This window comes from Pseudomonas sp. LLC-1, from assembly GCF_002992185.1.
Classification (GTDB): domain Bacteria; phylum Pseudomonadota; class Gammaproteobacteria; order Pseudomonadales; family Pseudomonadaceae; genus Aquipseudomonas; species Aquipseudomonas monteilii.
In genome coordinates, this window is record NZ_LUVY01000004.1 from 174,718 (window position 1) to 194,143 (window position 19,426).

Annotated in this window: 16 protein-coding genes and 1 rRNA gene; 6 read left to right on the forward strand and 11 right to left on the reverse strand. The window is 61.4% G+C overall.

All coding sequences use genetic code 11. The features are described 5' to 3' along the window. Positions 1–99 precede the first annotated feature (99 nt). Complete coding sequence (locus A0O30_RS02930) at positions 100–1,023, forward strand: EamA family transporter (RefSeq protein WP_105945517.1); 924 nt, start codon at positions 100–102, stop codon at positions 1,021–1,023. A 24-nt stretch (positions 1,024–1,047) separates the two neighbouring features. After that, positions 1,048–1,917 (forward strand): aldose 1-epimerase, encoded by an 870-nt coding sequence (locus A0O30_RS02935; RefSeq protein ID WP_105945518.1) that lies wholly within the window; start codon positions 1,048–1,050, stop codon positions 1,915–1,917. A gap of 148 nt (positions 1,918–2,065) precedes the next feature. Here the strand turns inward: A0O30_RS02935 and A0O30_RS02940 are convergent, their stop codons facing one another. The 4 genes from A0O30_RS02940 to A0O30_RS02955 form a co-directional block, all read right to left on the reverse strand. Further along, the gene (locus tag A0O30_RS02940; RefSeq protein WP_105945519.1) at positions 2,066–3,361 is read right to left on the reverse strand and encodes an MFS transporter; all 1,296 of its coding nucleotides are present in this window, start codon (positions 3,359–3,361) and stop codon (positions 2,066–2,068) included. Between the two features lie 157 nt (positions 3,362–3,518). Next, positions 3,519–4,415, reverse strand: a complete 897-nt coding sequence (locus A0O30_RS02945) for a LysR family transcriptional regulator (RefSeq protein ID WP_105945520.1) — start codon at positions 4,413–4,415, stop codon at positions 3,519–3,521. 84 nt (positions 4,416–4,499) lie between these two features. Beyond that, on the reverse strand, positions 4,500–6,536 hold the full coding sequence (locus A0O30_RS02950; RefSeq protein ID WP_105945521.1) for a pyridoxamine 5'-phosphate oxidase family protein: 2,037 nt from the start codon (positions 6,534–6,536) through the stop codon (positions 4,500–4,502). 27 nt (positions 6,537–6,563) lie between these two features. Continuing rightward, positions 6,564–7,193, reverse strand: coding sequence for a glutathione S-transferase family protein (locus A0O30_RS02955; RefSeq protein WP_016712045.1), 630 nt, complete (start codon positions 7,191–7,193; stop codon positions 6,564–6,566). A gap of 34 nt (positions 7,194–7,227) precedes the next feature. On the opposite strand from A0O30_RS02955, the gene A0O30_RS27935 reads away from it, so the two are divergent. The 4 genes from A0O30_RS27935 to A0O30_RS02970 all read left to right on the forward strand — a co-directional run bounded on the left by A0O30_RS27935 (position 7,228) and on the right by A0O30_RS02970 (position 11,382). After that, positions 7,228–7,362, forward strand: coding sequence for a hypothetical protein (locus tag A0O30_RS27935; protein WP_256589585.1), 135 nt, complete (start codon positions 7,228–7,230; stop codon positions 7,360–7,362). A gap of 40 nt (positions 7,363–7,402) precedes the next feature. Beyond that, positions 7,403–7,909: a sigma-70 family RNA polymerase sigma factor gene (locus A0O30_RS02960; RefSeq protein ID WP_105945522.1), complete on the forward strand. Its 507-nt coding sequence runs from the start codon at positions 7,403–7,405 to the stop codon at positions 7,907–7,909. Continuing rightward, positions 7,906–8,847 (forward strand): FecR domain-containing protein, encoded by a 942-nt coding sequence (locus A0O30_RS02965; RefSeq protein WP_158261450.1) that lies wholly within the window; start codon positions 7,906–7,908, stop codon positions 8,845–8,847. The genes A0O30_RS02960 and A0O30_RS02965 overlap by 4 nt, the downstream gene beginning before the upstream one ends. A gap of 201 nt (positions 8,848–9,048) precedes the next feature. Further along, positions 9,049–11,382, forward strand: coding sequence for a TonB-dependent receptor (locus A0O30_RS02970; RefSeq protein ID WP_158261451.1), 2,334 nt, complete (start codon positions 9,049–9,051; stop codon positions 11,380–11,382). A 79-nt stretch (positions 11,383–11,461) separates the two neighbouring features. Here the strand turns inward: A0O30_RS02970 and A0O30_RS02975 are convergent, their stop codons facing one another. The 7 genes from A0O30_RS02975 to rrf all read right to left on the reverse strand — a co-directional run bounded on the left by A0O30_RS02975 (position 11,462) and on the right by rrf (position 19,356). Next, the gene (locus A0O30_RS02975) at positions 11,462–12,013 is read right to left on the reverse strand and encodes a UPF0149 family protein (RefSeq protein ID WP_105945525.1); all 552 of its coding nucleotides are present in this window, start codon (positions 12,011–12,013) and stop codon (positions 11,462–11,464) included. A gap of 91 nt (positions 12,014–12,104) precedes the next feature. Next, positions 12,105–13,094, reverse strand: coding sequence for an asparaginase (locus A0O30_RS02980; RefSeq protein ID WP_105945526.1), 990 nt, complete (start codon positions 13,092–13,094; stop codon positions 12,105–12,107). Then, positions 13,091–14,245: a hypothetical protein gene (locus A0O30_RS02985; RefSeq protein ID WP_105945527.1), complete on the reverse strand. Its 1,155-nt coding sequence runs from the start codon at positions 14,243–14,245 to the stop codon at positions 13,091–13,093. Before A0O30_RS02985 ends, A0O30_RS02980 begins: the two co-directional genes overlap by 4 nt. A 10-nt stretch (positions 14,246–14,255) precedes the next feature. After that, positions 14,256–15,152, reverse strand: coding sequence for a nitrilase family protein (locus A0O30_RS02990; RefSeq protein ID WP_105945528.1), 897 nt, complete (start codon positions 15,150–15,152; stop codon positions 14,256–14,258). A 145-nt stretch (positions 15,153–15,297) separates the two neighbouring features. Then, the gene (locus A0O30_RS02995) at positions 15,298–17,235 is read right to left on the reverse strand and encodes an FAD-dependent oxidoreductase (RefSeq protein WP_105945529.1); all 1,938 of its coding nucleotides are present in this window, start codon (positions 17,233–17,235) and stop codon (positions 15,298–15,300) included. 132 nt (positions 17,236–17,367) lie between these two features. Beyond that, the gene (locus A0O30_RS03000; protein WP_105945530.1) at positions 17,368–19,011 is read right to left on the reverse strand and encodes an acetolactate synthase large subunit; all 1,644 of its coding nucleotides are present in this window, start codon (positions 19,009–19,011) and stop codon (positions 17,368–17,370) included. Positions 19,012–19,240: 229 nt separating this feature from the next. Then, a 5S ribosomal RNA gene (gene rrf, locus A0O30_RS03005) occupies positions 19,241–19,356 on the reverse strand. Between the last annotated feature and the right edge of the window lie 70 nt (positions 19,357–19,426).

Below are 19,426 nucleotides of genomic sequence, written 5' to 3' on the forward strand. Positions count from 1 at the left end.
TGCAGCCTGCCAGCCCAGCGCAGTTCCTGTGGGAGCTGGCTTGCCTGCGATGGGCTGCAAAGCAGCCCCCTTGGCCCTACCTGCAAATGGACCCTGCACATGGCTGTCCCCTCCTCTGCTGCCCCTCTGTTTCCACGTAAACTGGCCATCGCCTTGCTGGCCCTGCTGGCCTGTTCATTCGCCGGCAACCACATCGCCGCTCGCATCGCCTTCGATGACGGCACCGGCGTGCTGCTGGCGATTCTCTGCCGCTCAGGCATCACCTTGCTGGTACTCGCCTGCCTGTTGCTGTGGCAACGCCAGGCGATAGGCCTGCCTGCGGGTACCCGTCACTGGCAGTTGCTGCTCGGCCTGCTGATCGCCACCCAAAGCCTGTGCCTGTACTCGGCAGTTGCGCGCATCCCGGTGGCATTGGCGCTGCTGGTGGGCAACACCTTCCCGATGTTGCTGGCATTGCTCACCTGGGCACTGGGTGGCGCACGGCCTACTGGCCGCACGGCGCTGTTCATGGGCCTGATCCTGTGCGGGCTGGTACTGGCGCTGGATGTGCCCGCTCGCCTGGCCGACAGTGGCGCGGCCAACCCGCACTGGGCGCTGGGCGTCAGCCTGGCCTTTGGTGCCGCCTGTGCGTTTGCCTGTGCCTTGTGGATCACCGACCACAAACTGGCTGCCGTACGCGGGCCAGTGCGCAGCCTGCTGACCTTGCTGATCGTGTTTTCCAGCATGCTGGTTGCAGGTGCAAGCGGTGTGATGCCGTCGGGCTTGTCACTGCCCGGCAGCAGCGGTGGCTGGGTCGCCTTGGGCAGCCTGGTGGTGCTGTACGGCCTGGCCTTCACCTTGCTGTTTGTGTGTGTGCCAAGGCTGAACATGGCGCAGAACGCACCGGTGATGAATGTCGAACCCATCGCGACACTGCTGCTGGGCTGGGCGTTGCTCGATCAGCAGCTGAGTACCCCGCAACTGATCGGCGCCGCCGTGGTGGTGTGCGGCATCGTGCTGTTGACCTACCGTCGAGCCCGTTGATTGTTCATTTGAAAGGAGCCTTGAATGGCTGTGACCGAGCTGCACCTGCAAGACAACCTGACCCGCCTGAGCCTGGCCCCGGAACTGGGCGCCAGCCTGGTCAACTGGGAAGTAAAGGCAACCGGGCAGCCATTGCTACGCCATTCCGACGCGGCCGCGCTGGCCACCGGTACCCCACGACGGCTGGCCTGTTACCCGCTGGCGCCGTGGTCCAATCGCATTTCCGAGGGTGGCTTTTCCCGGCCCGAAGGCTGGCAGGCACTGGCGCCCAATACCACGCACGACGCTTACCCGATTCATGGCAGCGCCTGGCAACAACCCTGGCAGGTGGAGCACCACAGCGAGCGGCGCGTACGCCTGACACTGCACAGTGAAGTGCCGTTCGCCTACCAGGCTACGCTGGATGTGCATTTGCACGAGGGGTGCCTGAACCTGGACCTGCATGTCACGCACCTGGATGAGCAGGCTAACTGGTATGGGTTGGGGTTACATCCCTATTTCCCGCGATATCCCGATACCAGGCTGCATGCAGCAGCGCGCAAGGTATGGTTGGCCGAAGAGGGGCGATTGCCTTCGTATGAGGCCGAGATACCAGAGCAGTGGAGTTTTGAAAGCATGGGAGGCTTGCCTGACACGGTCGTGGACCACGCCTTCAATGGCTGGCCGGGGGAATGCGTGATCGAACAGCCCGGTGCCGGGTATCGCTTGGCGTGCAGTGCCAGTGGGGCTGAGCATTTCTTGCTGTTTTGTCCGCAGGGACAAGGTTTTTTCTGCTTTGAACCGGTTACCCACCCGGTGAATGCGCATCACCTGCCGGGGCGGCCGGGGCTGAAATTGTTGCAGCATGGGGAGGCGATGAGCCTGGGGTTCAGGATGCAATATCAGACGCTGTAATCGTGTCGCCTGGAATTGGGGCTGCTGCGCAGCCCATCGCCGGCAAGCCAGCTCCCACACCAACCGTACAGACTTCAAGCCTTGTGCAGTACCTGTGGGAGCTGGCTTGCCGGCGATGGGCCGCAAAGCGGCCCCAAAATCTCAAGCCTTATGCAAGCGCCTCAGTCGAAGCCATTACCGGCTTCTCCGAAGATGGCGTCCGCACCTCCCGCGCCACCTTCCACACCAACACCGCCGCCACGATATCGAACGCGGCCAGCACCACAAACAACGGGCTGTAGCCAATCTGCGTGACCAGCACGCCGAACACCAGGGTAAACGCCGCCGCCCCCAGATACCCGCACATGCCGCCCATACCAGTCGCCGTGGCCACCTGGTCCTTGCTGAACGAGTCAGAGGTAATCGAGTACAGCGCCCCCGACAGCGTCTGGTGGGCAAACCCGCCAATGCACAGCAACAGGATCGCGGTGTACGGGCTTTCCACCAGGCCGATGCAGGCCGGGCCGATCATGCAGCTGGCACCGAACACCAGCACCATCTTGCGCGAGGTGAACAGCGACACCTTGAAGTAGCGGTGGAACAGTGGGCTGAGGTAACCGCCCAGCACACAGCCGATGTCCGCCGCCAGGAACGGCAGCCAGGCGAACATCGCCACTTCCTTGATGTTCATGTGCCGCTCGGTCATCAGGTACAGCGGAATCCAGGCATTGAAGGTTTGCCAGGCAGGCTCCGACAGGATCCGCGCCGACGCGATGGCGTAGAAGTTACGGGCCTTGAAGATACGCTTCCACGCGCCCTTCTCGCGGGTGTCCTGCTTGAAGTGCGCTTCCTGCCCGGCCAGGATGTAGTCGCGCTCCTCGTCACTCAGGCGTTTCTGGTCGCGCGGGTGCTTGTACAGCAGCATCCACAACAGGGTCCAGACAATGCCCGAAACACCAACGATCACGAACGCCAGCTGCCAGCCACTGTGCAGGATCGCCCACACCACCAGCGGTGGCGCCAGCAAGGCGCCGAGCGACGAGCCGATGTTGAACCAGCCGATCGCCACCGATCGCTCCTTGGCCGGGAACCACTCGGTGGTGGCCTTGACCCCGGCCGGCAGGCCGGCGGCTTCGGTCATGCCCAGCAACCCACGCATGAACGCCATGCTCTGCCAGCCGGTGGCCAGGGCCGCGCCGGCACAGGCCAGCGACCAGGCCATGGCGAACACGGCAAAGCCCAGCTTGGTGCCGATGAAGTCGATGAACCAGCCTGCAATGGGCTGCATGAGGGCGTAGCACACCTGCCAGGCAGCTACGATCTTGGCGTATTGCTCAGTACTGATGGCGAGGTCGGTCATCAAGGTGGGGGCAGCCACCGAGAGGGTGTTGCGGGCGAGGTAGTTGACGACGAGCCCAGCCGTGACAAGGCTGACCATCCACCAACGGATGCCTTTCATCTTCATGGTTCACCTGAATTTCTTGTTTTTAGAGTGGCGAGCGTTTGGCGCAAACGCCGGCAGGGCTATTTGCGACAAATTGTTTCAGGCGAAAGAGTGCCACGTCATAGGTCGTCGTACAACAAATATTATTTCGAGCTGTTTTAACCCTTGTTGTACGATCTCAATCGAGTTGTTGGGCTCGCAGTGCCTGCGCCAGCATGTCGATGAAGGCCCTGACCTTGGCCGAGCCATACTTGCTCTCCCGATGCAGCACATGAATTGGCCAGGGTGCCTCTTCGTACTCAGCCAGAATCACCTGCAGTTGCCCGTTGGCCAGTTCATCAGCCACTTGGTACGACAACAACCGGGCAATACCCAGCCCGCCACTGGCAGCCGCGATGGCCCCATCGTTGCTGGTGACCGTCAGCCTCGGCTTCATGCGTACCATGGTCGGCTCTTCTGTCACCCCAAAGCGCCAGCCGGCACGGGGCGACAGGTTGGTGGTGCCGATTACCGCATGCCCGGCCAGGTCCGAAGGATGTTTCGGCACGCCATGTCGCGCCAGGTAATCGGGGGATGCGCACAACATGCGCCGCACCCTGCCGACCCGCAGCGCCTTCAACCCCGAGTCGGGCAACGGGCCGATGCGCACCGCAACGTCCATGCCCTCCTCGACCATGTTCACCACGCGGTCCAGGAAGTAGGCAGACACATCGACTTCAGGGTACTGCTGCAGGTAGCGGACGATGCACGGCATGACGAACTTCTTGCCGAACAGGATCGGCGCGGTAACCGCCAGGTCGCCCTTGGGGGTGGCGTTGATGCCCGCAGCGGCGGCGTTGGCCTCGTTGATGCTGGCGAGGATATGACGGGTGTCTTCCAGGTAGCGGCCTCCCGCTTCGGTCAGGCGTACGCTGCGGGTAGTGCGCAGCAGCAGTTTTACCCCAAGCTGGTCTTCCAGGGCGCTGACGGCGCGGGTGACGGCAGCCGGGGAGATGTCCAGGCGGCGGGCAGCAGCGGCGAAGCTTTCCAGCTCACCTACGGCGACGAACACCTTCATCAGGTGAATCTGGTCCATGCGGGCTCCTGAGGACATGAGGTGCCGGGATTATTATTCATCTGGGCATTTTGTGCTGCCCGCGAAGAGGCCGGGGCTGGTTTGTCAGATGTCCAGCACCAATGCCTGTAACCCCTCCTCCACCTGCGCCGGCACCGCACAACAGATCAACACCGACCCCGCCTCCGGCAGCTCTGCCGGTGGATTCGGATAATGCACCTGGCCACTCACAAGTTTGGTCTTGCAGGTACCACACGAGCCACCCCGGCAACTGAACTCCGGCGCCAGACCGCGCGCCTCGGCCAGCTCCAGCAAGGTACCGCTGCCGGGTGCCCAGCGCGCTTCCTTGGCTGACGCCGCAAAGTACACCGGTACTGGCTCGCTGGCGGCGGGCGGCTGTTGCAAGGTGGGCTGGTCGGCGTCCGTGTGCCGCCGCAACGTCGACGGCCCAAAGGCTTCGGCGTGAATCCGCGCATCCGGCACATGCACGCCGCGCAACCCTTCATACAAGTCCTGGGTAAAACTGCCCGGTCCGCACAGGTAGAAATCGTAGTCGTCCAGCGCCAGCGTCGCCTTGACCTGCTCGATGCCCAGACGCCCGGCAAACTCATAATCTCGCCCAAGCAGCGCATGGCCTTCCGGCTGGCTCAGGGCGCGATGGATGTGCAGCAAGCCTCCCGCCTGTTGCCGCAAGCTCGCCAGCTCCTGCCTGAACGGCAGGTCGGCCAGGCTACGCGCGCCATGGAACAAGTGGATGTGCCGCGTCTGGGCCTTGCTCAACTGCTCGCGCAGCATGGCCAGTAATGGCGTGATACCCACCCCCGCGCCAATCAGCACCAGCGGCCGCGTGCTCTGCACGTCCAGCGTGAAGCTGCCCATGGGTGGACGCACGTCAAGCACATCGCCGGGCGCGATGCGCTCATGCAAATGGCGGGAAACCGGGCCCTGGGCTTTCACGCTAATACGCAAATAGCCATCGGAAGGTGCGCTGGACAAGCTGTAGGTGCGGATCAGCGGCGCTTCACCGTCGCGCTGTACCTGCACCGGAACATGTTGCCCGGGTGCAAACACCACAGCGCTATCGCTGGGCGGCTGAAGGTAGAACGAACGGATATCGCGGCTCTCCTGCTCCACCCGCAGCACGCGCCAGGCTTGCCATTGGCGCTGTTGCTGGCGTTGCTGCAAACGCGCATCGGCCTCAGCCCAGATGCCGGTCATCAGGCTGGTCGGTGCGTACTCCTTGAAGGCCCAGCGCAGGGAAACCGCAGCCGGCCGCCACACCACCTGCTCGACCTCCAGCGTCCACAGCCGCTCTGCACCTTCAAAAGCCTGGATGGCCGGGCTTTCCAGCAGCACCTCGGCACGCCCGCACACCTGCAGTACGTTGCCGTTGCTGAAGTCGATGAACAGCAAACCTGCCCTCGGGTTAACCAACAAGTTGCCCAAGGTGTTGAAGTGCAGGTTACCGGCGTAGTCGGGAATGGTCAGCGTGTTGCCTTCGACCTTGACGAACCCCGGCCGACCGCCTCGGTGGGAAACATCCACCGAGCGCTGGCCGCCTTCATGCTCGACATAGCTGGCGACGAAGAATGTGTCAGCAGACTGGATCATGCTGACGGTCGTGGCATCCAGTGTTGTCGCATCGACGCGCCCCAGGGCCGGTTCGGTGACGCGGGTGTAGTCGCGCAGCTGGATGTACTGCGGGCAGTTGCCGAACGACTGCTCCACCGCCACCTGCAATTGCCCCGCAGCAGCCTGGCGGATCTGCCCGTTGAGGCGGTTGCGCCGGCGGGTGTGCAGTTCGATGCCCAGCAGGCCGATTGCCTGCCCGGCGACCAGCCCCGGGGTGGCGGGGTCATCTGCCGGTAACCTGGTGTCAATCGTCAATTGGCGTGGGTCGGGCGAGCTGACGAAACCTTCTGGCCCTTCCAGCAGCGTCGCCCAGGGCCGACCCTGAGCGTCAACGCTGGCCGCCACCATGAACGGCAACTGGTGATAGAACGTGCGGTGCTGGTCGGGCATGTAGTCACGAATGACCTTTTGCCCGAACGCCTCCATGCGCTCTGCTACACCGACCTTTTCCTGCAGGGTTTTCTCGCCCGCATGCCAGGGCGAGGGGCGTTGGTCCGGCGTCTGTTGCATGGCGGCGTTCCTCCCGAGGGCGGGGTGTCAGGCGCTGGTCTGCAGCCCGATCACGGTACGTGGCATGGGCACGAAGCCCGGCAGTGACTCGATCCGCGCCAGCCAGCTACGCACATTGGCATAGGGCTCCAGCGACACATTGCCCTCTGGTGCATGAGCGATGTACGAGTAGTTGGCGATGTCAGCGATAGTGGCTGTGTTGCCGGCCAGGAAGGGCGACTTGGCCAGCTCGGCATCGATCACCTTGAGCAGGGTGTGGGCGCGGGTGATCACTTCGTCGGTGTTGAACGCAGCACCGAACACGGTCACCAGGCGGGCAGCGGCGGGGCCGAAGGCCAGCGGGCCTGCAGCGACCGACAGCCAGCGTTGCACGCGGGCGGCAGCGGCTGGCTCTTCGGGCAGCCAGGTGCCGTTGTCATATTTTTTGGCGAGGTAAACGAGGATAGCGTTGGAGTCTGCGATCACCGTGCCGTTGTCATCGATGACCGGTACCTGGCCGAACGGGTTGAGAGCCAGGAAGTCCGGCTGCTTGTGCGCCCCCTTGGCCAGGTCGACGAATACCAGCTCGGTGGGCAGGTTGAGCAGAGACAGCATCAGTTCAATGCGATGGGCGTGGCCAGACTTGGGGAAGTTGTAAAGCTTGATCGGGTTCGACATGGGCTTGGCTCCTGGTCAGCACCGGAGTGGGCTGATGGAGCACATGCTGCACCTGATCGGCGCAGAGCAGAATCCGTGTGATGAGGAAACCATAATTTCGCTGCGCGAAATAATCTGCCAGATCGGTCGTGCCAAACACCAATTGCCGCGCCAGCGCGACCCCGCATAGAATGATGCAACTAATTCTCAATAACGAAACCACCCTGCCCATGCCCCCGGATCGCGCTCCCATCCAGCAGCTCTACCGCAGCCATCACACTTGGCTGCAAAGCTGGCTGTACCGCCGGGTGAATGACCGCTGCGATGCAGCAGACCTGAGCCAGGACACGTTCGTGAAACTGCTCACCCACGCACCACCCGCCGAGCTGCGCGAACCGCGTGCCTACCTGGCTACCATCGCCCGGCGCCTGCTACTCAACCTTTATCGTCGCCGCTCGTTGGAGCAGGCCTACCTGAAAGCACTGGCGAACATGCCAGAAGACCAGGCCCCCAGCGCCGAATACCAAGCGGCCTTGCTCGAGGCCCTGAATGCCGTGGATCGGGTGTTGGCGCGCCTGCCGGGCAAGGCACGACGTGCATTCCTGATGTCGCAAGTGGAAGGCTTCAGCCAAGAGCAGATTGCCCAGGAGATGGGGGTGACCGTGCGCTCGGTGCAACGTTGGCTGGTACGGGCCTTTGAGGAATGCATCGTACTGGCGTCGGGGGAATGGGCATGACGGCACAACCGGTATCACGGCGTATAGCCCAGGAAGCGGCGCGCTGGTTTCTGTGCCTGCAAGGTGGCGCCAGCGATCAGCAGCAGCAGGCCTGCGCAGCCTGGCGCGCGGCCAGTGCCGATCACGAAAGGGCCTGGCAATTGGCGACACGTTTCAGTGCCCAGGTGCAGTCAATACCGCCCACGCTGGCCCGCTCGACGTTGCAGCGGCCGGCAGCATTGGGCCGCCGTGCGGCGGTGAAGGCGCTGACATCGCTGGTGGTACTGGGCTCGCTTGGGGTGACGCTGTCACGCACGGGGGCAGTGGACACCTGGCTGGCGGATGCCAGTACCGGTGTCGGTGAGCAGCGCGAGCTGACCCTCGACGATGGCACCGAGTTACGCCTGAACACCGATACAGCCGTGGACATCCGCTACAGCGCAAGTGCACGCCTGTTGGTGCTGCGCCGCGGTGAATTGCATGTGCGTACCGGCAAGGACCCGAGGCCGATGCTGGTGCGCTCGACGTGGGGCATGTTCCAGCCGCTGGGGACGCGTTTTGCCGTGCGCCAGTTCACCGGGCATGACGAACTCAAAGTACTGGAGGGGACGGTCGCAGCGACGCCGAATACGGGTGCGACCTTGCGCATCATGGCCGGAGAGCAGGCATTGGTCAGCGATACCCAGGTAACGCGTTTGACCACGGTGCCGGCCAGGGTGGATTGGATCGATGGCGTGTTGCGGGTGGAACGCATGCCGCTGGCACAGTTCCTGACAGAGCTGGGGCGTTATCGCCATGGATGGGTGCGGTGTGCACCCGAGGTTGCCCGGTTGGAGATTTCCGGGGTTTATCAGCTGGCGGACAGCGATGCTGCGCTGCGGGCGTTGACGATGGCGTTTGCGCTGAAGGTGAAGTACGTGTCGCGTTACTGGGTGACGGTGTTACCGGCCGAGGGATGAGTTGGTGCTTCTGGCCTCTTCGCGGGCACGCCCGCTCCCACAGGGATGGCACAGGTTTCAAGGTTGATGCAGTACCTGTGGGAGCGGGCGTGCCCGCGAAGAGGCCAGCAAAACCAACACATGAAAATGACCGTGTCGTGTTTTACCCGCCTCAGGTGTCCTCTTCCTGAAAACCACCCTTCAGCCCATCAGGAAGCCCCCATGCGTCTGCGCCTCACCCTGCTCGCCAGCTTCATCGCCTCGCCCCTCGCCTGGGCCGAGGACGACCGTCACTACGCGATCCCCGCCGGCCCCCTGGACCAGGCCCTGGCCGAGTTCGCCGCCCAGGCCGGCGTTACCCTGCCCCTGGACCCGGCCATGCTCGGCGACCTGCAAAGCCCAGGCCTGCAAGGCGACGTAGGCACCGCTCGAGGGTTCGACCTGTTGCTGCGTGGCACCCACCTGGAGGCCGTACCGCAAAGCGGCAACACCTATACCCTGCGCACCAGGCCCACCTCCTCGGCCTTGCAACTGGAGTCGACCAACATCAACGGTCTGCACGACATGCATCTCTCGGCCATCGGTGCGCTGCAAGGCTACAAGGCCTCACGCAGCACAGTGGGTACAAAGACCGACGCCGCACTGCGAGACATCCCCCAATCGATCCAGGTGGTACCGCGCCAGGTGCTGGAAGACCAACAGGCCAACAGCATGGCCGACGCTCTGAGCAACGTCAGCAGTATCCAGCGCGGTAACACCCACGGTGGCAGTATCGAGAGCTTCATCGTGCGTGGTTTTCAGGGCACCACCTATGCCATCGACGGGGTGCTGACCAACTCGCTGACCGTACGCCCGGAAATCCTCACCGACCTGGCCGGCGTGGAGCGAATCGAAGTGCTCAAAGGCCCGGCCTCGGTGCTGTATGGCCGTGGTAACCCGGGCGGGCTGATCAACGTGGTGACACGCAAGCCGACGCTGGTGCCGGAAGCCCAGGTCAAGCTGCAAGCCGGCTCCTACGACTATCAGCGCGGCCAGGCCTGGCTCAGTGGCCCCCTGTCGGCCGAACACAACCTGGCTGGCAGCCTGGCCATGGCCTACCAGACCGAGGGCAGTTTTCGTGACCTGTACCGCGACAGCCACCGCCGCCACTTTGCCCCATCGCTGTCGTGGACACCGGGTGAGCACACCCGGGTCGACATGGGCCTGGAATACACCGAGACCGATGCCCAGTACGACCGCGGGCTGCAAGTGATCGGCGACCGGGTCGACTCACGGCACAAGGTGTTTCTCGAAGAACCTTGGTCACATAGCAACAGCGACAAGACTGCCGCCTGGTTCAAGCTGGAGCACGACCTGAACGATTGGCTGACCCTGCGCCAGCTCACCCGCTGGGACAAGTCGAACAAGACCATGCTCAACATCTCCCAGCGCACCCTGGAGAAGGACGGCTTTACCCTGACCCGACGTGCCACCGACTTCGACGAAACACAGCGCTCGCTCAGCGCCCAGTTCGAGGCCATCGCACGCTTCGCCACTGCCGGGCTGGCGCATCAGTTGCTGACGGGGGTGGAGTCGGTAACGGGCAGGCGCAGCGTGACCATGCTGCGGGCCGATGTTGCCCCGTTGAATATCTGGAACCCCGTGCATGGCGCGCAGCCAGGGCGGTTCCGCTTTGGTGAGGACTCGCGCTTCGACCAGGAGACTTACGGTGTGTATGTCCAGGACCAGATAGACCTGGGCGAGCAATGGAAGCTGCTGCTGGGCGTGCGCCACGACCAGGTGAAGCAGCGTAACCGCAACTACACCGAAGCAGGTGACTACGCCGATATCGACATCGAGCCCTCCGACACATCGCCCCGTGCAGGCCTGGTTTACCAGCCTACCGATCGGCTGGCGCTGTACCTCAGTTACAGCACCTCGTTCGCCCCACAAAACCGCCTGACCCGTGACCGCAGCGTGCTCGACCCGGAAACCGGCGTGCAATACGAGGTGGGCGCCAAGTACGACATCATCCCCGAGCGCCTGGCTGCAACACTGTCGGCGTTCGAGATCCGCCGCAAGAATCTGGCGGCCAATGACCCGTTGGACAGCAACTATTCGATCCAGACGGGTGAGCAGCGGGTGCGCGGTGTGGAGCTGGATGTGAGTGGCGAGATCCGCGACGGCTGGAACGTGATCGGGAACATCGCCGTGCTCGATGCCAAGCTGGTCGAGGATACGCGTTACGAGGAAGGCAACCGGTTGGAGGGTGTGCCTGTGGTCAGTGGCTCGGTGTGGTCAACCTACCAACTGCAGGATGGCCCGCTGCAAGGGCTGGGTTTTGGTGCGGGCGTGTTCTTTGCCGGCAAGCGCTATGGCGACCTGGCCAACAGTTACAGTGCCAGTGGTTACGGGCGGCTGGACTTGAGTGTGTTCCATGACTTCGACGAGCACCTGCGGGTATCGCTGAACGCGCGCAATGTGCTGGACAAGGACTACATCGAGACCATTTCCAGTGCGGGGAATTATGCGGGTGAGCCAGCATCGTTGGTGGCGACGGTGAGCCTGGGGTTCTAAGCCAATTGTGTGCTGGATCTGCTGGCCTCTTCGCGGTTTTACCTGCGAAGGGGCCAGCAGCCTTATTGCAAACTCTGAATCAGTGCAGCTTGTTGAAATACCGGAACAGCCCCCGCGCGGCCTCGACCACCTGTGGCACGCACGCCTGGATATCGGCTTCGCTCATCTGGTCCAACAACTCGAAGTTGTCCTCCAGCCCATGCAGCGAAATAGCCTTGAGCAGTTGATCCTGCTCTGGCGGCAACGCGTCCCAACCGGCAACCTGGGTACCGCGCATGTAACCGAAGCACCACTCTTCCATGACGATCACATTGCCTGCCTCACCTTCGTTTTCTTCGAATAGCGGCTCGAAGTGGTCGACGTCGTCACCCAGCTCTTCTGCCACCTGGTTGGCGTAGCGCAGCATCAACGCGGTGTACGCTTCTTCGTGCGCAGGCTTCTTGAACTTCGGCACCTTGCCACCGGCTACCGCAGGCAGCCATTGCTCGGGGTAGACGGTGACCGGCGAGCTGGCGAGCGCGGTGAAGAAACCATTGAGTTCGGCCAGGTTCAGCACCGAGTAGTCGTTGCCGTAAGTGATCAGCAGGTCTTCAAGGCGGTCAAGTTCTTTTTCGCTGAGTGCGGGGAGCATGGGCGTACATCCTGAGAAGCAAAAGTGTGTGCACCCTAGCACAGCAACGCTTGAAGGGTTGCCCGTGCGTGCCACGGCACGGGCAGATTTTTCAGGAGGGCAGCCAACGCGGCAACTCATGCTGCCGGTCGGTGCCAATCAGCAGCCACAGCAAGATGCGGCACTTGCGCGGGCAGAGCTGCCCGGCCATGTGCACACCTTTTTTCTGCAAGTCGATCTCGGAGCCGGAAAACCCGTAGGTTGCCCCGGCTGTAGGTCCCTTACCTGTGCGAGTGGCGACAATGACTGGCATGGTTGGCGTCATGTGCTCCAGAACATCAGACCAACTGCCGGAAACATGGCCAGCGCCAAAGCCGGCGATGACCAACCCGTCGTAACCCAATGTGGGCACAGCCTGCAGCAATGCCGTGTCAGCGTCCAGGCACGCCTCGAGCAGGGCAACGCGCTGGTCGGTACGTCCCGGTAACGGCAGCACTTCCCGCGTGTCTGGTGGATGACGGTACGTTGCAACGCCCTCTACAACTTCGCCCAGAGGACCAAAGCCAGGCGACTCGAATGCCGACATCGCCAGGCTGGCCGTCTTGCGAACCCTTGCCGCGCAATGAACCTGATCATTCATCACCACCAGCACACCACGCCCACTGCTGCCTTGTGCCAATGCAACCTGTGCCGCAGCCAGCAGGTTGGCCGGGCCATCGTTGCCCGGCTGGCTGGCCGAGCGCATCGCACCGGTCATCACCAATGGCGCATCGAATGGCCAGAGCAGGTCAAGAAAATAGGCCGTTTCCTCAAGGCTGTCGGTGCCTTGGGTCAATATCACGCCCCGGGCACCGCGCTCGACTTCGCAACGAGCCCAGGCCAGCACATCCAGCAACGCCCTGAAGCTGAGCGATGCACTGGGGACCAGGCACAATGACGTTACATTCAACTGCGCCATCTCGCGCAACTGTGGGACCTGAAGCAGTTGCTGCTCACAATCCAGAGTGGGCGTTACACCACACCCAACCGCCGTAGCCTGCATACTGACCGTCCCCCCCAAACTGGCGATCGACAGCCTGGGCAGGCCCGAATGCTCAATCATGCTTCTCCCCCCACAAGTAACCCGATCAGCGGTACGATTCCCAACGTGCTGACGGCCATCGACACTACGTTGCCGATGTAGCCATGCACATAGGCCGGCAACCGCTGAGTGATCGCCACTGCCAGCGGCGGAGCCACCAGCGCACCCAGCACTGCACTGGCCACGACTACTTGCCAACTGCCTCCATGCGTCAGCACTGCGGCCGGCACGATCGAGGCAATCGGAATGTAGGTAGGGTACCACCCACGGGCTTGCCACTGGCCGCGCCAGAATACGACCCCGACCAAAGACGCCAAGGCCTGCCCAGCCACTATGTGCATCACCAACATTGAACCGTATGCGGGGGCCGCCGGGGCCAACAGGTAAGCCAGCAACACGCCCAGTAGTAGACCGAGGCTGGCCAGTTCATTGCCAAAGAATGGCGCTTCGCTGAAGTCGGCCAGCACACGCCGCAAGGTCCAGACCACACCGTAGTCTGGTTGGCTGGCCACAGGTTTCGCAACGTCGGGTTCGTGGCTTTGACGTACCCATGACGGGAAGCGCTTGCACAGCAGGAAAGCGACGACACTTGCCACGGCCATACCACTCACGTTACCGATGACCACAGGCAACTGCCGGGGATAGCACAGGTAGTTGACCATCAGCAGACTCGCCGGGGTTACCAGTAGTGACCCCATTAGCGCGCCTGCTATCGTCACTCGCCAGCCCGCACCAAACAGCAGCACCATGGCTGCCGGCAGTGACACAAAGGCCACAAACGTTGGTTGCCAGGTGCCACCGGCCAAGGTCCATCCCCACAAGGCGTGGCTAAGCAAAAGGCCCAGTAGCGAGCTGGTGAATACCCATGGCCATAGTCCGCTTCCATAGCAGATGGCAAAACCCTGCCAGCGATACCCGCGAAGATGGGCCCAATGTGCCAGGCAAGCGCCTAGCAGCAAGCCCAGCGCAGGCAGCTCATGCTTGTAGAAAGCGACCTCGCTGATATCGCCCACTATCCAGCGCAAACGGCTCAGCGGTTGGTCCAGTGTCGCCGCCAGCTGCCCGTAGTCTGGCCATTGGCCTGACGCAAGGCTGGCTACCAGCAGCATTAACAGGCAGGTGAAAATCAACACAGGGGAATGCTGCCGATTGGGCAGCAGTAATGGCTTCATGTGTGGATCCTCAGCGTGGCATAGGCGCATGCAGGCGGTAGCCAAGCTCAGCATCGTAGAGATCGGTACGGCGATCACGCTGCAGGTCGTTGAGGCTGTTCCAGATCGGCGCTGAACGCGCGCTGCTGAGGTCGACATCGGCATACAGAATGCTTTCCTCCTCCGCACTAGCCACCTCACCAATGGGCCAGCCATTGGTTCCGGCAATCAACGAACAACCGAGAAAGCGCCCCCCTCGTTCACTGCCGATACGGTTTGCGGCGGCGATGTAGGCATTGTTTACGTGCGCGGCCGTCATGGTCAGGTACGACGCCATGCAACGCCCTGCTTCATCAAACAGCGGTGGCGGTGTCCACACCCAGTTGTTCAAGCTGCATATGATGTCTGCGCCTTGCGCTGCCATCAGCCGCGGCACTTCAGGGAACCAGATGTCCCAGCAGATCAGCAGGCCGATACGCCCGATTGGCGTCTCGAATACCGGAAAACCGAGATCGCCAGGGGTGAACCAGAGCTTTTCCTGGTTCCACAAGTGGGCCTTGCGATAGTGCCCAAGCAGGCCGTCGGGGCCGAACAATGCGGCGCTGTCGTAAAGCTTCAAGCCATCACGCTCGGCAAATCCTGCTGCCAGGTACACCTGATACTCCCTGGCGAAATCAGCCCAGGCTTTCACGCTGCGGCCTGCCTGCAGCGTTTCGGCATGGGCATAGGCCTCGGCACGGGAGTGAAAGGTATAACCGGTGTTGGCCAGCTCGGGCAGCACGATCAGATTGGCGCCTTCACGCGCCGCACGCCGGGCCAGTGCCAGGCCTCTGCTCAGGTTGCCATCGCAGAATTCTAGCCCGACCTGTGGGTCGTACTGGATGACAGCGATACGCACGGGGCTGACGGGGGTGCAATGTTCAGACATGGCGACTTCCTTTTTGTGGTTGTTCTGGAAGGTCGCCAGTAGAGCGGGGTTGCGCTTGGGAAGGACAGTCGGGCAGGTCCTATGGGGTCGAAGGAGAAGCGAATTAGTGCAGTAGGACGAATCTCACAAAATCACCCAGACGCCGCTATTTCCCAAGTTGATAATGCGGATAGTGTTCAAGGGTGAAGCCCCCATTGAACGTTGCGGATGTGTTGTTGCAAAGATTGATGACTACATCGAGCGCGGTGCGTAAACACGGCTCGGTCCAGCCGGCGTCAACAGAGAAGGACTCTCCAGCCAGGTACAACCCCGAGCTGGCACTGTAATCGCGGTTATATTTCATCAGGCCGACCGCGTCGTAGTAGGTACCTGCGCGATACAGCTTCGCGCAGCCGAGCGCATTTTTGTCCGTCGCCCAGCGCTGTATGCGAATGTTTCGGGTATCGATGTAGGGCGATATAGGTTCAGCCACATTGCTGCAGCGCAGGAGGATCCGGTCGAGTTCCTCGACACACTTGTTGGCCAGTTCTTCATCAGTGAATGCAGCTAGCTTCGTTGCATCGTCTTCCCAGGTGTAGCTGAGCAGAATGCAGTCATCGGGGTAACGATCGTTGTACCGATAGGCATAGACATCGTGGACAAAGCTGTCGGTAACGAGAATCTGGGGTAGCGCCGGCTGCCGGTCCAGAAAGCTCTTCTTCAGTGGTGCATAGACCTTGCAACTGGTTTCCCAGTGAGCATGCTTCCAGGCATCCACAATCGACTGCGGCAGTACCCGACGGCTGAAACCTTCGAGGCGTATATTGGTTTCAATCAACCAGGACGGGAGGGTCAAGATCACACTGTCGAAGTCATCGTACTGAAGGTTTTGATGCTCAGGGTCACTGTAGTGCCAACGGTATCCGACGCGAATGCCGCCCCCATTCAGTTTTTGCAGTGAACAAACCGAAGTGTCCGTCAACAGCCCGTCATCTCGTTGAAGGAGGTAGTCGTAGAGCGAAATGCCGTTCATCCCGGCATCCAGAAACAACAAGCTTTCATCCATTGCAGCGAGACCGATGTAAGCGGGTGCCTTGAACATCAGTCCCCTGCTGTCAGGGACGTTGCTGGCTTCCAGATACGGCGCAGCGTAAGGCGTACCCTCTTGGTCAACGCGCCCATGCACCAATTGCAAATGGCTGCTGAAACCAAAGATGGCTGTACGCAGCGGGTACAGGCAGCAGACATCATAGAAGGCCCCCCAACTGCCGTCGCCAATACCGATTGCATAGAAAATGGCCGACTCTTCACTGTTCATGCCCAGCCCGCCAAAATCACCGGGGTTTGCGGGATTCCATACATCCAGCGTGGGCAAATGCACCAGATCCCTGAATGACAACTGGTGATAGCGTTCGACAACAGCCTGCCACATCGACGTCCAACGTTGAGTGCCATATACAATGGCGATGCGCTCGGCAAACTGCCGGGCGAAGCGATGCCATTTTTCATAGACGTTTTGCAGCGTCGCAGTAGGCGGAGGGGAATTTCCTTGTGGGTTGCACCAAACCAGCAGTTTCGGCTCCCCTTCCCCCTCTAGTTGCCCGTCGCGAAGATAGATACCGGTTGCATTTACCCAAGGTGTCCCCGGGTTCGGGAAATCTGAAAGCCTTAGCTCGAACAGCTTGGCGTAATAGGCCATGAGCGAACGTCCATCTTTCGGAGATTCGCCTGTCCTGTTGAACAATGGCATGCGCATGGCCCCCATTTCGAATGGGGTTAAAGGCTGCTTGTGATTACCCTCCTGGTTCACCACTGTCAGGTGGCGGCCGCCAACACGCTGGGACTGCTCCATCAAGGTGATGCGGGTATAGCCGCAGCGTAACAGTTCCCGAGCGGCAGTCAGCCCTGTAACACCAGCACCGACAATACAGATTCGATGCTCGGGCTTTGCGGCATGTGCAACGCCTCCCTCTTGTTCGATCAGACGACGGTAATCAAAGCAAAGGTCGGGAGGGTTTGGAAAACGCGCGGCCCACGGTTGTAGTGGCGATGTAGGCTCTATGGCCAGATCAGCAGGATGGTTATGTGTCGAACCGATGGTCATACTCTCGTGCTCCCCATGAATTGAAGAGCCTGAGAATGTCCAATTTGGAGATCGGTTGAGAGGTTGCTATGCACCACCAGCCAACACCCACAGGACATCTAGATCCTGTGGGTGTCAGTTTGAAGCTACGTCTTATACCGCCAGCGCGCGCTCACGCAGCTCGCTGTTGAGGATGCGGTCGTTTTCGCTGTAATCGACCGGGCAGTCGATCACATGCACGCCCGGGGTCTTGATGCAGTGCTCCAGCAGTGGCAGCAGGGCTTCGGCGCTTTCCACGCGGTGGCCATTGGCACCGTAGGCTTCGGCGTACTTGACGAAGTCCGGGTTGCCGTAGTCCAGGCCGAAATCGGTGAAGCCCATGTTGGCCTGCTTCCAGCGAATCATGCCGTAGCCGTCGTCACGCAGGATCACCACGGTGATGTGCATGCCTAAGCGAACTGCGGTTTCCAGCTCCTGGCTGTTCATCATGAAGCCGCCATCGCCGCATACCGAAATCACCGGGCGGTCCGGGTGCACCAGGTGCGCGGCCATGGCCGATGGCAAGCCGGCGCCCATCGTCGCCAGGGCGTTGTCCAGCAGCACGGTGTTCGGCTTGTGCGCCTTGTAGTTGCGGGCGAACCAGATCTTGTAGATGCCGTTGTCCAGGGCAACGATGCCTTCGGACGGCAGCACGCGACGGATGTCGGCAACCAGGCGCTGCGGGTAGACCGGGAAGCGGTCGTCGTCGGCGCCTTCGGCGATTTGCGCTTCGTTGGCTTCACGGATGGCCATCAGGCGAGTGAAGTCCCAGTGCGAGGTTTCGGTGAGGGCTTCGCTGATCTGCCACACAGCGTTGGCGATATCGCCGATCACTTCGACCTGCGGGAAGTACACGGCATCGACTTCGGCAGAGCGGAAGTTGATGTGGATGACCTCAGTACCGCCACGCACCATGAAGAATGGCGGCTTCTCGATCACGTCGTGGCCGATGTTGACGATCAGGTCGGCGGCTTCAACCGCACGATGCACAAAATCGCCGGACGACAGGGCGGCGTTGCCCAGGAAGCGCGGGTGGCGCTCGTCGACCACACCTTTACCCAGCTGGGTGGTGATGAACGGGATACCGGTCTTGTCGATCAGTTGCTTGAGGACCTTGGCGGTCATCTTGCGGTTCGCGCCGGCGCCGATCACCAGGATCGGGTTACGGGCGTTATGCAGTTTCTGCACGGCGGCTTCGATGGCCACATGCTCGGCCAGCGGGCGGCGGTGCAGGCTGCGCGGGATCGGCAGTGCATCGGTCTGCTCGGCGGCGATGTCTTCCGGCAGCTCCAGGTGTACCGCACCCGGCTTTTCTTCTTCGGCCAGGCGGAAGGCTTCGCGCATGCGCGACGGGATGTTGTCGGCCGAGGCGAACTGGTGGGTGTACTTGGTGATGGGGTCCATCATGCCGCACACGTCGATGATCTGGAAGCGGCCCTGCTTGGACTTCTTGATCGGCTTCTGGCCGGTGATCATCATCATCGGCATGCCGCCCAGGTAGGCGTAGGCACTGGCAGTAACCAGGTTGGTGGCGCCGGGGCCGAGGGTGGACAGGCTGACGCCGGTCTTGCCGGTCAGACGGCCATAGGTGGCAGCCATAAAGCCTGCAGACTGCTCGTGACGGGTCAGTACCAGCTTGATCTTCGACTTGCGCAGGGATTCGAGCAGGTCGAGGTTTTCTTCACCGGGAATGCCGAATACATACTCGACACCTTCGTTTTCCAGGCATTGCACTACAACATCGGCGGCCTTGGCCATCTTGCTTGCTACCTCAAGTGATGGGACGGTGGAAGTCCAGAAATGCGCAGCACGGTACGCTGGCATCGCCAGGCTCAAGGGCAGGAGTACCCTGAACCAAAGTCTTGACGTAGGGTGGACGAGGTAAAGTCACGTTGATGTGACAGCAATGTTGTCGCAGTCTTGAATTTTTTGCCTAGAAAGACAAAACCCCTACCTGCATGCGCAGATAGGGGTTTTGCGAAATGAATCTTGACGATGACCTACTCTCACATGGGGAAACCCCACACTACCATCGGCGATGCATCGTTTCACTGCTGAGTTCGGGATGGGATCAGGTGGTTCCAATGCTCTATGGTCGTCAAGAAATTCTGTTGCCAGAAGATCCAGATGGATACTCTAGCGAATTCGGATATGTGAATTTGTGGTTGCGAAC